At 44.1% G+C, this 16,741-nt stretch carries 4 protein-coding genes; all 4 read left to right on the top strand.

Annotated elements, in window-relative coordinates; genetic code table 11:
• Positions 1-77 precede the first annotated feature (77 nt).
• Genes AC2CZC_RS07305 through AC2CZC_RS07290 form a run of 4 tightly spaced genes read left to right on the top strand, consistent with a single transcriptional unit; the run spans position 78 to position 16,710 of the window.
• Positions 78-5,063, top strand: coding sequence for an amino acid adenylation domain-containing protein (locus AC2CZC_RS07305; RefSeq protein ID WP_484584348.1), 4,986 nt, complete (start codon positions 78-80; stop codon positions 5,061-5,063).
• Between the two features lie 2 nt (positions 5,064-5,065).
• The gene (locus tag AC2CZC_RS07300; protein ID WP_484584347.1) at positions 5,066-11,347 is read left to right on the top strand and encodes an amino acid adenylation domain-containing protein; all 6,282 of its coding nucleotides are present in this window, start codon (positions 5,066-5,068) and stop codon (positions 11,345-11,347) included.
• A gap of 3 nt (positions 11,348-11,350) precedes the next feature.
• Entirely contained in the window at positions 11,351-15,457 is a 4,107-nt protein-coding gene (locus AC2CZC_RS07295) for an amino acid adenylation domain-containing protein (protein ID WP_484584346.1), read from the top strand.
• Positions 15,454-16,710 carry an MFS transporter gene (locus tag AC2CZC_RS07290; RefSeq protein ID WP_484584345.1) on the top strand — a complete coding sequence of 419 codons (1,257 nt, stop codon included), beginning with the start codon at positions 15,454-15,456 and terminating at the stop codon, positions 16,708-16,710. The genes AC2CZC_RS07295 and AC2CZC_RS07290 overlap by 4 nt, the downstream gene beginning before the upstream one ends.
• Positions 16,711-16,741: the final 31 nt, after the last annotated feature.

Below are 16,741 nucleotides of genomic sequence, written 5' to 3'. Positions count from 1 at the left end.
CCTCAAAAAGCACATATTGAAAACACAATTGCAACATAGTGTAGCGACTGCGTTAATTAATTTGAAGGATTACCATAATGACTGCAAACATATCAATTCATAACAGCGAGCACCCTCAAGCTATTTTAAAACATGCTTTCTCAGCATACGCAAATAATGTTGCCTTAATTTTTGGCGAAGACCAAATAAGCTATCAAGAGCTTGAAATTCAAGTTGAAAGAGTTGCTGCTAATATTCAACAACATGCTCAAGAGAATCCATCTGAGTCACCTTATGTGGCACTATATCTTGAGCGGGGTATTGATATGGTAATCGGTATTCTCGCTGCAATCCAATCAGGAAAAGGTTATATCCCTATCTCGACTGAAGCCCCAATCTCTCGTTGCCAATTTATTATTGAAGACAGTCAACCCGCTTTAATTTTGACGCATAGTAAATTTCAAAATTCAGGGGTATTTAGCGATTATCCCACAGTATCAATTGAGTCAGCGAGTACACAAGCGTTTACCCCGCCACACTCTGCTATGTCTGATATCGCTTATGTCATTTATACCTCAGGCACAACTGGTAATCCTAAAGGGGTCGAAATCCCCTACCAGAATTTATTATATTTAGCTGAGGCGCAGATCAACCGCTTTGGTATTGATAAAATCCAACGTGCACTCTTGTTTGCATCCTATATCTTTGATGCCAGTATATTCGAGTTGATCACTCAGCTGATGCTAGGTCAGACAGTTTACATTGCCAATGAAGAGCAACGTCATGACGCGACTGCTTTGGGAGAGCTTCTTGCCAACAACGCGATTCAGTTTGCCAGTATTCCCCCCGCTTTATTGGCATTAATGGATTTAAAACATCTACATACATTAGAAACATTAGTCGTAGCAGGCGAGACCCCTAACCTTGATATGCTAAAGCGGCTATCAAAAGTCACCCGTATTTTTAATGGCTACGGACCGACAGAATATACAGTGGGCACTTGCGCCAATGAGTACTCAGAAAGTCATTCTGAATTCAATATTGGTAAGCCATTTGTGCATACACGACTTTATTTACTCAACGATCAGCTCGATACGGTCGATGATGGAGAAAGTGGCGAGTTATATATCAGTGGCGCAGGCATCGCCAAAGGCTATTTAAATCGACCTGATTTAACACAAGCTCGCTTTATTGATAACCCATTTTATCAAGCAGACATAGATCCTCCTCATTTCGCAAAACTCTACAAATCTGGTGATTTAGCCCGATTCGATGGCAAGAACTATCACTTTATCGGCCGTAATGACAACCAGATTAAACTGCGAGGATTTCGCATTGAGCTTGGGGAAGTTGAGCAAGTAATTGCACAACATGACGCTGTTAAACTCGTTAGCTGTCAGGTCGTAAAGCATACGAATACAAAGTTTTTAGTTGCCTTTGTCGTTACTCATGAAACACCTGATAACACCCTTACTAAACGCATCAATGATCTTGTCACCAGTACACTGCCCGACTATATGGTACCAGATCACTATCAGTACCTAGATGCACTCCCCATGACAGAGAATGGTAAAGTTGATGCTCAGACTCTTTCAAGCTCTGAGCTGACGACGATGCAACCTGCAAACCATGTCGATCTTGACTCATCTCAGCAACAGTTTTTGGCGCAATTTCAGTCTTTCTGCTTGCCCGGATTAGAGTGGGAGCAAGACTTTTTTCAACAAGGCGGTGACTCGCTCTCTGTTATCAACTTAAGTAACCAGCTCTTTCAACACTTAAATATCAGTGTGCCCGCCGCGCTCATTTACCGTCATCGCAGTGCAGGACAGGTATGGCAAGCTCTACAATCGCAAAAATTCGAAACCATCGCCTTGCCAAAGCGCCATGAAAAACTCCAACATGCGATCCCACTCTCTTTGCAGCAACGCGCTATTTGGTTCCTAGCAAAAGCAGATCCGAGTGATAAAGCATATCATGCAAAATGCACCACCACCTTTACTGGGCAATTAGATGTGCCTGCCATGCAGGGGGCAATTCAAGATGTTGTGGATAATCACGCTGTTTTTCGCACCTACTATGATTTACATGAACCGATTCAGTATATAGAGCCAAATTACAAACAAGATGTTCCCTACTTTGACTTTAGTGAATACCCAGAGTCCGTGGCACTTGAGCATGTCGACAAGCTTGTAAATGGAGAAATGAATGATATTTTTGCGATAGACCAGCTCCCACTGGCACGTTTTGCCATTGTTAAAACGCATCAAGAAAAATATGTCTTAATCCATATAGAGCATCATTTAGTGCATGACGGGTGGTCGTCTAATATCTTCATTAACCACCTATTCAGTTGCTACAAACAACGTTTAAATGGTGCAGACAAAGCCACTTTGCCTGAAATTACACAATATGCCGATTACGCAGCCTATCAACATGACTGGCTGAGTTCGGAGCAAGCATCTCAACAACGACAGTTTTGGAAAGAGCAGTTAAAAGATGCACCAGGACGTATTAACCTACCTGTATCTCGCCTAGGAGATACCCCCACTGAACGAGGCAGAGCACATCGCGTCAAGTTATCCCGAGCACTTTGGAATGACGTGAAATCTTACAGCCAACAAAATCAAGTTACACCTTTTTCTGTCGCATTGGCTGCACTGAATATCGTCTTATCTCGCTTCAGTGGTGATCAAGATATTTGTGTCGGCTCAGGGGTCGCGAACCGCAGCTACACCAATGTCGAAAACACCATAGGAATGCTAGTGAGCACCGTGGTTGCACGCGTAAAACAAAGCGCAGAAATGAGTGTCAACTCGCTCGTACAGCATTGCTTCGAGGTAAGTAATGATATGCTGGCAAATCAAACTCTGCCTTTCACAGAAGTCGTTGCCGATGTCAACCCTGAGCGTATTAAGGGGGTCAATCCACTATTCCAAATCTGTTTCAGCTTCCATGACTCACCGCTACCAGATCTGACGTTACCCGGCCTGGATAACATACAATATTACGAAGCCATCAGCAGTCAGTCATCAAAATTCGAGCTCAATATCGTTGTAATTACTCGAATGGGACAAGACCAAGATGATTCAATTACCATGCTATGGGAGTTTGACTTAAACCGTTACGACCCTTGGTTTATTGATGCGTTAAGTGAAAACTTTAACCATATCCTTGCTCAACTTATTAATACGGATGGCGAATTACCCATTGAGCAGCTAACGCTGACAAGCCCGCCTCAGAGCAACAAACAACCAGAGCAATACCATAAAACTGATCTGCTATCGCTGCTCACAGCACAAGTTACAGCACAACCAGACCAAACAGCACTGTTGACCACTGATAGCAAAATGAGCTATCGAGAGTTAAATGACCGTGCAGATACGCTAGCTGGCAACTTATTGCAGCAATTTGGCCAACAAAGCTATATTGGACTCTATTTTACTCCTTCTATAGATACCGTTATCGCGATGCTCGCCGTACTGAAAGCAGGTGCAGCCTATGTTCCGATCTCTACCAGAGCACCAGCAGCAAGAAACGAATTTGTTATATCTGATGCTAAATTAGAAATAGTACTGAGTAATACTGAAAGCATTGCCACACTGACAGATACACAACAACTCGATTGGCCGCTATTTAATATAGAAGGCGAGTTCCCCCAATGCAGCGCACCAAGCATTCAACCGACTCCAAAAGACAACGCATATATCATCTATACCTCAGGGACGACAGGTCAACCCAAAGGGGTTATACAAACTCATGAAAATGTCACACGGTTACTTTCTGCAACACAGCAGCAATATCAATTCAGTAACCAAGATACATGGGTGCTTTATCACGATACTATTTTTGATTTCAGTGTCTGGGAAATTTGGGGAGCGCTTTGCCATGGCGGGCAGTTATTTATCCCTAGCTATGCGCAGGCACGCGACAGTTTTGAGTTTGTCAAACAGTGTGAGCAGTTTGGTATTACTGTGCTTAACCAAACACCGAGCGCATTTTACAATTTTAGCGATATCGCAATTGAATCAAATGCCACACTTAGTCGTTTAAGAACGGTCATATTCGGGGGGGAGCAACTAAATTATTCACGCTTGGCCCCATGGTGGAAGCACTTTGGTGAGCACATTCAATTAGTCAATATGTACGGGATCACAGAAACCACTGTGCACGTAACTTCTCTACCGCTAGAGCCAAAGATGAATTCTCATATCGCTGATATTGGTAAGCCATTAAATGATATGCAAGTATTTATTTTGGATAGCCAGCTACGACCTGTGCCAGTGGGTGCGCAAGGTGAGCTATTTGTGAGCGGTGCAGGTCTTGCAAAAGGTTACCTTAATCAAAGAGAGTTGACCCATGATCGATTCCTTGAGCTCTCTTTAAATGACCAAACTGTAAGAGCCTACAAAACGGGTGATAAAGCCAGATTATTACCAAATGGCCACTTAGAATATTTAGGCCGACTCGACAATCAAATCAAAATACGAGGCCACCGTATTGAGCTCGGTGAGATCGAATCACATTTGCTTAATATTGAAGGTGTGAAGGAAGCTGCGGTGATCACTTATACGCGCCAGCAACAAACAGCACTCAGTGGGTATGTTGTGATGCATCCTGAGGCCCTTTTCAATGAAAATGATTTTTTAAACCAGCTTAAAACACATTTGCCAGCTTATATGGTCCCTGATGCGATCTGTCAGCAAACCTCTATGCCTTTAACAGTAAATGGTAAATTGGATAGTAAGGCACTGCCATTACCGACACTCAACCAGACTAAACAACTTGTCGCGCCAACAAATGAGCGGGAAGCTCTGCTTTGCGAGGTTTGGCAACAAACATTAGGGTTAGAAAAAGTGGGTATCCACGATAATTTCTATCGATTAGGAGGGAACTCCATCCTAGCCGTGCAACTTGTTCGCAACGCGCAAAAGTGGCATCAACTGGCTATTCCATTATCGGCGATTATCGCGAGTCCTTCAGTAGCCGCTTTGGCACAGCACTTAGACACATTGGATCTCATTGATATTTGTGATTCAAACAGTGACGAACCGAGCTCAGCTTCTGCTCAAGTAATGGAGCTGTAGCAATGGATATGCATCAATTAATCAACCATCTTCACGCGCAAAAATTGCGCGTGTGGGTGTCCGAGCAAAATACGTTGGCACTGGGATATGAGGATAACGTAGCGCCAACCTTGCTCACGACACTCAAAACTCATAAAGCGGAGATATTGGCGCTGCTCAGCGCCCATAATATCCGCTCCGAGGCTGCATTCTTAAAATGGCCAGCCATCAAGCCTATGCAACTATCAAACACACAGGCAAGATTACTGTTTGTAGACAACCTAGACTCACAGCGATGCGCATACCATATACCGCTCCTCGTTAAGCTAAATGAGGGGGTGAGTAAAGAAGACATCACAAATAATGTTGATAAGGTTGTCGCTAAACACCCACTATTGAATAGTTATATCATTGAAGATGCATGTGGCCTGAGTTGTCAAACTCAGCTGAACCCTCTTTACTACTCTTCGCAGCGCGTTACTTCAACCGCAGAGCTTAAATCTCAGGTTTACGAAGCGATCCATACGCCATTCACACTATCTCATGAAGCGCCTTTCAAAGTGTGTTTTTATCAGTTAAATAATGATACTTACTGCTTGTTTTTGTGGCATCACATTGTTTTCGACGCTTGGTCAATGCGTATATTTTTTGACGAACTCGCTGGGCAGTGCACGATACAAACTCCAGCCACAACCAGTTATTTTGATTATGTACGATGGCAATCAAAGCAAAATTTTGCAACTGCTCACCAGTACTGGCAGCAGCAGCTTTCAGGCGCTCATCCGACACAGATCCAAGCGACGCAATACCAACAGGTAGGCAGTAGTCAGGCACAAAATCACTACTTCTCTCTTTGTCGGACTCAGTCAAATGCCGTCAAGCAACTTGCCAAGCAATTTAATACAACCCCCTATGTGATTTTGCTGAGTCAATTTGTATATCAAATCGCCCAATATAGCGGCGAATCCGATATTGTCATTGGCGCACCGACAGACAATCGAGATCATCCTCAAACACAAGATATTATTGGCTGCTTAATCAACACATTGTTACTCAGAGTAAATACATCACATCATGCTAATTTTAGTGAGTTAATCCAGCAAACAGCAAATACACTCAAGTCCGCTAAACAGCATCAACACCTGCCATTTGATGAACAATTACAATACCTTGATGGAGCTACAAACAGCGCATTGCCTAGCTTAATGTTCAGCGTACAGCGTTTTGGCAGTGATTTAGTTGACGAGTTTGATTTGCCATTTAAACGCGCCGACGAATTCAATAATGACGAGCTTTATAATCCCGTCAAATGTGATTTACGCCTTGCATTTGACGATAGCCAAGAGGAATTACAAGGTCAACTCAACTATGATCCCAGTAAGTTTGATTTAGACTTTATCGTTCACTTTGCCAACACATATCAAACCACATTGGCCAAAGCAATTGAAAACCCTGAGCGAAGTTTAAACTTAGGTCATGTAAACGCATTGCCTTCTTTTGAGTGTATGCCCAATGAGATAGCACAGCATCGCTCGTTATATCAAAATTTCAAGCATGTCGCATTGAGCCATAGCAGTGACGTCGCATTGCGTTACCAACAGCAATCTATCAGTTATTCATCGCTGCTAGGTCAAGTCGAACACCTTGCAAAGCACTTGAAACGTCACATGGAGCAGCAAGCATCCTCAGCTGTCGCGTTAATGTATGAACGCAGTCCTGAGATGATCATTGCTATGCTCGCGGTATTGGCCGCTGGCGGACATTATGTGCCACTTAATCCAGCCCAAGGCAGTCACCGCAATGAATTTATACTCAATGACTGTGGCGCCAAAATATTACTCCACAGCACCTCAGTTAAAACAAGTCTATCTGAGCTCAACTTCAGCCATACCGCCATCACTATAGATGAATTGAGCGAAACACGGACACCTGACATTGAGCTTAGTACGCGTCAGCATGATCAACTTGCCTACACCATTTATACGTCGGGCAGTACAGGCTCGCCCAAGGGCGTTTTGGTTGAAGACAGACAAGTCCTTGCATTAGTTGAAAGCACAACCAGCTACTACCAATTTAACAACACTGAGCACGTGTGTGCGCTGCCGCCTTATTATTTTGATGCCTTTGTCGAACCGTTATTTTTAGCCTTGTTAAATGGCGCCACCTTTATTGTGCCCACAGAGCAAGAAGTTAATTCGCCTGAAAAAATTAATGCGCTGCTGAGCGATGACGTAACACATTTGGTCGCCTCACCGGCAATTTTAAGCGCACTAACGCGACCGCAAAAATCACAGCTAAAACGTGTTATTACGGGTGGAGAAGCCTGTAATCGACAACTACTAGAGACTTGGAAACCCCTACTGTTCATTGAATACGGACCTACAGAAGCCACGGTGACGTCTTCAATATATGCAACCAAAACAAATGTTCAAACACCTGCAAACATTGGTAAACCACTAGAGCACTGCGCATTTATCATCGTCGATGAGCAGCTCAATGCCTTACCCGATTACTGCCCGGGTGAAATACTTATTAGTGGTCATGGTATATCACGGGGTTACTTGAATCTGGAATCACAAAATCGGTCACGCTTTATTAAGCTCAATGGCACACGCTATTATCGCACCGGCGACATTGCGAGGCGTTTAGCAAACGGAGACTATCAATACCTTGGTCGCAATGACAGACAGGTCAAGCTGCGAGGCTTGCGCATTGAGTTGACTGAGATCGAGAATGCATTACTCATGCACCCAGGAATTAATCAAGCATGCGTCAAGGTACAAAATTCCGCTCAAGGCGATGCACTGGTCGCTTACCTCTGTGGAGAAATGGTTTCTGCAAGAGCAATTAATTCAACGCTCAAAACATATTTACCGGAATATATGCACCCCAGCGCAATCTCTTGGCTGCCCGCCTTGCCGCTAACCGCCAATGGCAAAGTCAACCTTGCGGCTCTTGAGCCGATTGAAATAAGCTCTTCTGAACAATATCGTCCACCGAGAAATCACTTAGAGCAAGCCTTATGTAAACTCTGGCAAACCGAACTGAATCTACCCCAAGTAGGCATTGATGATGATTATTTCATGCTTGGTGGTAACTCGGTAAGTGCGATGAGCTTGGTGGCAAAAATGCAACACCAATACGGCATAGCCATCGAATTAAAACAATTTCTTGCAGCGCGTACTATCGCCAAAATAAGCCACCAAGACTTAGCTAAAGACACCATATCAGTTGTGAACGCGCCGCTTGTTGAGCAAGACTTAACCCATCAACAAACAGCTTTACTCGTCAATGAACAGCTAAGCCCAAACGCTGCTGCGTACCATATCCCTCTTTTCTTAGAATGTGATACGGTGCACAAGCAACAAGCATTGCTCAATGCCATTCAAAACTTTATCGCGCACTACCCTATTTTGCGCACAACCTATAAGCAAGATACAACAGGCCAATGGTGCTATCACCGCACCCTAGAGGATATTCACCTAGAGAACCTATCGTTAGATGAGTTCAACCAATTCACTCAACGTCGTTTTGAATTAACTCATCAAGCACCTTTGCGAATAGCTTTAGTCAACTCACCGACAACCTCAAACTATGCTATTTATATGGTTTTCCATCATATTGCATTTGATGGTTGGTCCACACGCGTCATGTTACAATCACTGGATGCAATATTAAATGGTCAATCGCATACCCCAGCGCCAGTCCAATTTAAAGAGTATGCAGCGTGGCAAAGCCAACGCTCAGAGCAAGATCTCGATTTTTGGCAAACACGATTTGCAGGGCTATCACTTACGCCATGGGAAACAGACACGCCCCGTCAAGCCGTTAACGATCACATTGGGGAATCCATCGACTTTACCTTTGCCGATGACCTCACACGCAAGCTAAGAGCTTTTGCTAAAGCGCAAAACACCTCTCTTTACACGGTTTTATTAACCGCCTACCAGCTTTCTCTTTGCCTCTGGAGCCAGAGACAACATGTTATCGTAGGATCGCCCAGTGACAACAGACCGAGTGAATGCAGGCAAGCCGTCGGCTATTTTGTCAATACTCTGCCGCATATTTTGCAAAAGCAAGACAACCAAAGTTTTTGCACTCACGTCAAAAATAATCAAAGTTATCTGATTGCAGCCAAAGCACATGAGTCGGTCTCGTTAGATAAGCTCAGCAATGCTGTTGAGCCAACGCGCGCTGTTGGCGTGACGCCGTTATTTCAGACTTTTTTTAGCCTAGATCAGTTCAATATATCAGAGCAGCAAAGTTCGCACTTTGAGATTGCTCAGCGAAGTGCACAAATAGGCGGTGAATACACCCCTGCAAAATTCGATTGGAACTTGATTTGTAAAGACAATGGCACAACACTACTGGCTCAATTTATCTTTATGGCGTCGCATTATGAATCAGATAGGTGCCAGCAATTTTTAGACTTTTTTACTGTATATCTTAACAATCTGTGTGATTATTCCGAGCAACCGATCTGTGATGTACCGATGATCTCACAGCGCGAATTTATGTCTTTAAAGCCTAATACAGACATTACGCCACCGAGTTTTTTGGCGCAATTTAGTGCAGCAGTTCAGAACCATTCAGATAAAGTAGCGTTAAGGTATCAGGACACAGAGATAACCTATGCTCAGTTAGACAAAGTCTCTGATCATATCGCTCACCAACTCAGCAACTGCACACCATCTATCGTATCCAACATTGCGCTTTATTTTGCAAAAGGCGCCGTTGCTCCTGTGATTATGTTATCTGCCCTCAAAGCGGGTATCCCTTTTGTCAGTCTATCTACAAACCACCCTGTGACACGCAATCTTGAAATCCTCACCTTGGCACAAACAGACCTTATTGTGTGTGAACATGCCGCACCTGATTGGTATAAAGGACAATCATTGGTCATCGACCTTGATAAACTTCTACGACAGCACACACTCGATGATTTTGAACCGCAAACATACCCACAAGACAAGCTCGCTTATCTTATATTCACATCCGGCACTACAGGTAAGCCAAAAGGTGCGATGTTACATCATGGTGGGTTGGCCAATTTATGTCAGCATATGCGACATAGCCACCAACTTGAAAACGCAGAACAAGTGATTGCCAGTCAATTTGCTGAATACGTTTTTGATGCCAGTATTTGCGAAATCTTCCCCGCTTTAGCAGCTGGTGCGCAATTAGAGGTAGTGCCTGAGACAATGCGCAAAGACCCCACGGCTCTTTGTCAATTTTTAGCTGAAAGAAAAGTTAAAGTCGCATTTTTACCTACGGTTTTAATCAATCAATTTGCAGATAAAATTGCGCAGATACAATTGCAAGTCTTATTTACCGGCGGCTCAAAGTTGAACCCTGTTGATGTAAAACTCGCAGAGACATTTTTGAATGAGTACGGACTGAGCGAAACCAGTGTATGTGTCACACAGGCTCAAGTCATATGCAACCAGCCCATAAAAATAGGACATGCGATTAGTAATACCCAAACCTTTATCCTTGACGCAGAAAAAAATATATTGCCCAAAGGTGCGATTGGAGAGCTATATGTCGGTGGTCAACCTATTGGACTCGGCTACTGGCAAAACCCACAACAAACAGCAAAGCATTTTGACCAACATGCCTTTGCTCACGGTCATCAACAAATCACCTCATATCTTTACCGTACCGGCGATTTAGTGAGGCTTGATACACACAATGGCTTAGAGTTTATCGCACGTGCCGACCAGCAATGGGATATTGACGGTCACCGCATAGAACCTGCTGAAATTGAGTGCAAGTTACTTAAACATCCCGATGTGAAGCAAGCCGCAGCACACTTAATTAAAACGCAAGCGGGCGCCAATTCACTCGTGGCCTATATTGTTACGAGTCATGCAGACACCTCATCCATCCAGCATTGGTTTAATGCGCAAGTACCTCATTACATGCAGCTAACTCATGTCACTGCGATGGCGACGCTACCTTTAACACTTAATGGCAAGCTAGATACCAGTAAACTGCCAACCGATATCATTGAACACAATACCGATATACAAGCGCCTGAGACAGAAACTGAAAAAGCGCTGGCGCCACTTTGGTCAGAATATTTAGGCGTCGCTAATACTGACCTCAATCAACACTTTTTTGCGCTAGGCGGGTCGTCCATCGTCGCGGCAAAGCTCGTGAGCCAATACAGTACGCAACTGAATATGGATATACCCCTGTCTTTATTACTGACCCACCCGACCTTCAAAGCATTTGCACAGGCAATAGCAGAACGACAGCAACAGAGTCAGATCTCTGATGATGAATTTGAAATGGAGATTTAACAGATGATCATAGATATTATTTATAGCCTGAAGCAGCAAGGGATCTGTCTTTGGCTCAACGGCGATAAGTTAAAAATTACCAGTCAGAACGATATTTCAAACAGCGATACTGTGGCTACTTTACGTACGCACAAAGCAGACATCGTAAGCTACTTAAAACAGCATCATATTACTGACAAGCAACGTTTTGAAGCGCTGTCTATTCTACCTACTAACAGTCATAGCGCGCCACTCACTGCGGGACAAAAGCAACTCTATTTTACGCATACCTCGTCAGATTCTTCGAGCGCCTATCATATCCCTTGCTTATTGAAACTGACATCTGAGTGTGAGGTCGCACAGCTAAAAGAAGCATTCACAAAGCTCATACATCGCCACAGTGCACTCAATTGCAAATTTACATTTAATGAGCAGGGAGAGCCACATCAAACACGCTGTACAGAGCCTGTCAGTTTTGAACACGCTCAATGCACAGACGATGAATTAGACGCGCTATGTGAAGGCATATTTTGCGCCCCGTTTGATCTAACTCATCAAAAGCCACTGCGTATCACATTCATACACACTGCAAGTGACATCTATGTTTATCTAGTATGGCACCACATCGCATTTGATGGATGGTCGCTGAGTATTTTTCTCAATGATCTTGAACAGCTATATCTAGATCACACTCTGCCACCAGCACTACAGTTTAATGATTTCGCACACTTTCATTACGCTGAACAACAACTCATTGCTCAGCGTCATGCCCGTGAATATTGGGCTCAACAACTAGCAGGATTGTCCCCACTGACTTTGGCCCAATGTAAGCCAAGACCGAGTGTATTTAAACACCAAGGTGCTTCCTTTGAGCTGCCTCTTGAAAGTGGCTTTTCAGAACAAATCCAGAACACGGCACAGCGACATCAAGTCTCTTTAAATACCCTCGGGCTTGCTGCTTGGTACCACACCTTAGCGTTATTCAGTGCGCAAAATAACTTCGCTGTCGGCATGCCAAGCGAAAACCGTAATATCAAAGCTGAGCAAGGCATCATCGGCTATTTTGTCAATACCTTGCCAATTAAACCTACCCTTGCCCATACACTCAGCGTGTCTGAATGGATAAGTGAGGTGAATAATCAGGTGATCCAGGCAAAAGCCCATCAAACATTACCCTTTGATGAGATAAAATCCTTACTCGATATCCAACTAGACACCAGTATGCACCCGGTGTTTCAAAGCATATTTACGCTCACTCAATTCTCACCCGAGCCAACCTATCAGCACTGGTCTATAAATGAGCCCAGTCAGTCAACTCAACAACAAGCAAAATTTGATTTATCCGCTTTTCTCGATTTAGGTACTAGCTCAAGCATTAAATTAAACTATGCAATAGCACTGTATAGCGACCACTATATCAAGCGTATCGCAAGTCTATTCAAACGTATTTTACAGTGCTACATAACAGACAATCAAAATAGCAAACTGAGCGCGCTTCCGTTACTCACAGAGCAAGATATCTCCCATTTACACACGCTGAGTTCGAGCGCCTGCGTCAGCGAGCCGAGCACCAATATGCTCACGCGGTTTAATGAAATTGTCACCGCTTACCCACAAAAAATAGCGCTGCGCAATGCCTCCTGCGCATTGAGCTACAAGCAACTCAATGATAAAGCAAATCAATTAGCCAATATCATCCGGCAACAAACTCAACACCCTGAGGTCATTGCAATCTGTATGGAAAGTGACATGGCTATGGTTGTTGCCATGCTTGCGACACTCAAGCTGGGTGCGGCTTATACCCCTTTGGCACTCAAAGACCCAAATGATAGGAAATCTTATCAACTGAGTGACAGCCAAGCTGATTTCCTGCTGTACGATGAAAGCTCAGAGCAATCACTATCAAGCCTACTCGACACTCACGCTATTTCGGCATTCAAAATCAATGCGCGATTGTCCTTCTCAGATATCAGCACAGAACTTGATTCACCAAGGCTCGACAGCACAGCCATTGCAAACATAATCTACACGTCAGGGACAACTGGGAAACCAAAAGGCGTCACAGTTACACACGCGGGGTGCGTATCTTTAGCGCACAGCAGCGAACATCTCACCTACAGCGCCGAGGATCGCTTCATTCAATTGGCAAATCCCGCTTTTGATGCTGCGACTTTTGAGATCTGGGGCGCGCTATTAAACGGCGCAGAACTGCACATCGGATATCAACACATCTTAAACTCTGCTGCCCAATTTAAAGACACCATTAACACACTGAAGATTTCAACACTGTGGTTAACAAGAACGCTATTCGATACCTTGTTCAGCCAAGATGAATCTATTTTCCGTCACCTGACATATTTACTTGTCGGTGGGGAAGCGCTTACACAAAGCTTGGTACATAAGCTATTGTCCTCAAATTTTAAGCCGCAATATTTTCTCAATGGCTACGGCCCTACAGAGTGCACAACATTCACGACACTTCATCGCGTGAATACTAACGACTCTCCAATTCCAATTGGAACACCGCTCCCTGGCCGCTCTGTCGCTGTAGTTGGGGCAGACAAGCAGCTATTACCTCTTGGTTGCCCGGGGGAGCTATTGGTTTACGGTGAAGGCGTTGCTCAAGGATATTTAGGCAAACCCGAACTTACTCAAGCGCAGTTTGTCCGCCAAGCGCTATTTGATAATGAACAAGAATGTTATTGCACCGGTGATATTGTGTACTGGAATGATAACCATACTTTGTGTTATCTCGGCCGTTCAGATGAGCAGGTCAAAATTCGTGGTTTCAGAGTCGAGCTTCAAGAAATTGAGCGACATATCAATGCACTCGAGGACGTTGACAACTGCGCAGTGACCACCCAAAAAACCAATGGCAGCACACTGCTACATGCGTATATTGTATCGACCTCACAAAACCTAAAAAAATCGCAAGCTAACGAAGAGATACTCAGTGCTCTGCGTCATAAAGTCGCACACTATATGCTACCGCACACCATCACGTTTTTAGAAACGCTGCCGGTGACGCTGAATGGCAAGTTAGATAAACGCAAACTTCCTCAGCCGACGTATGCACACAAAGAAGTTGAATTACCAGCAACGGAAACGGAGCGAAAAATACACACACTATGGCAACAGATCCTCAGTTGTCAGGAGATATCGGTGACAGAAGCCATCACAAATTATGGCGCTGACTCTCTGAGTCTTTTGAGCTTTTGTGGACAAGCTCGTAAGTTAGGCTGGCAACTTACACCTCAGATACTGTTGGAAAACATCTCGATTAGAGCATTGGCTAAAGTCGTCCGTAACTTATCGATACAGCAATTTGCTCATTTAAATGATGAGCAGGCACTGACACATGCCTTGATACACCCTCATTTCAACCCAAGCCTAATACTGAACTCTGATAACGCACACATCCTCCATATGCTGCCAGCGGCAGCCGGTGCAGATAGCTTCACCCAACTCGGGAATGAACTCAGCAATACTTGCTCTTTGCATGTCGTTGAAAATGTAAAGCTGTTCACCGGGAAGCACATTGCGATGCAACCTTTGGTGATTTATTATGCCGAGCGGATTCTTGCTCAGCAGTCCAGTGGGCCATTTTATCTCGGTGGATTCTGCGAAGGGGCTATGATGTCTTTAGAAGTCGCAAACTACCTTCGCGACATGGGACATCAAGTTGCTCATTGCTTCTTAATTGATCCTGTCTTGCCAATGCTAACGACAAAACAGCAAATGCAAGCGGAACAATTAATTGCGCTGAGCGATGACATTAAATCTTCCACAATCGCAAATGCCTTCTTAACATTGACGCGGCACTTCTCGACAGCACCACCCTACGAACATGACACCACCTTTTTCTCAGCCAATGATGTCAGTGAACAAGCCGTGCCCTTAACCGTGCTAGACATAATCCATCAAGTGACTGATATACCCACACTCTATCATGAGGCTTTTCAGCCTCCATGTAATGGTTTAGACCACATTTTACGTTCTGTAGAGATTATTTCGCTTGAAAGTCTGCATGATGAGATCATGACCAATGCACTTGATTTAGCCTTGATAGCGACAACTATCGGTGAGAAGCTCAAGGAGCGTATACACATACAAAAGGTATCAAACCTATGACCCAATCGCAATTTGCAACTCAATACGGTATACACTTGGGACTGACAATGTTCGCCTGTATGTTAGCCATGCCAATATTTACGCCTTATATGCTCAATTTAGGCTTTGCCTTACAAGAGATTGCATTGGCTATGATGGTCATGGCTGTCACTATCATACTGCTCGAAGTCCCAAGCGGTATGCTTGCCGATATGTTGGGAAGACGTAAAGTCTTTCTCTTTTCTCTACTCTTCGGCGCATTGTGTAATAGTATCTTGCTGTTTAGCGAACATCTCTGGCATATCTGTGCAGCCATGTTTTTTTGGGGTCTGAGTCAGGCAACTTTAAGCGGCACGCTCAATGCGTGGTTTGTTGAAAAGTACCAACGACTGCAAGGAAATGCGCCCATCAATAAAGGGTTTGCCAAGGTGTATGGTTTGAGTTATCTCATTGGTGCAAGTGCGGCCTTGTGTGCCGCGTTGTTCTTAGCGTTTGCAGATACACTAGTTTGGTCTTTAACAAGCTTATATCAAATCCTGTTCACAGGCTCTATATGCGTTTTTATCACGGTATTTATTCGCACTTATTTTGTTGTAAAAGAAACCGCTAGGGCATCACCTGCCAAATCAACAAATTCGCTTGCGTCTCAGTGCTTAGCAATATTTAAAACGTGTAAGCAAATCGAGATGAGAAGGCTATTGATCATCCTGATTTTTGCTATCCCTGTGGCAAGTAGTATTGAGAAATTTTGGCCAGCGCTCATTGAAAACTATAGTAACGCGCCTGTAGACACAATTGCATGGCTATTTCCCGCCATGCTTGCTGCCAGTTTTGCCTTAAACGGACTCGCAGCTGCGATAAGTACACAATTATGCCGACTGTTAAACCAGCGCCTTGGACTAGTCATGGCGCTGGCACATATGGCAAAGCTTGTATGTGTGCTGCTGCTCGCTTTGGCAAGCTCAATACATATGTTCATTGCTGCACTGATCTTTTTTTATTTTTGCATGGGCCTTGCACAACCTGCGCAGCAACAATTTCAACACCAACTGAGCCATGATGATGTCAGAGCCAGTATTGAATCGGTCACGTCATTAAGTACACGTCTTGGTGGATTGCTTGGCACAGCGTTAACAGCTTTAATGTTAAGCTACACAACGCTCTTATCAAGCTGGCTAGCACTGGCGGCATTATCCTTGGTCGCGATTATACTTTGCTGTACCAAACGACTTAATCGTGCAGAACCTCAGCAATTGCAAGCGATGCCTTCATAGATATATTCACTTATATATCTCTTTACGTAGA

The sequence above is a fragment of the Pseudoalteromonas sp. MMG033 genome (assembly GCF_057197785.1).
Note: the sequence above shows the minus strand (reverse complement) of the source record. Positions and strands in the feature narration are given on the sequence as shown.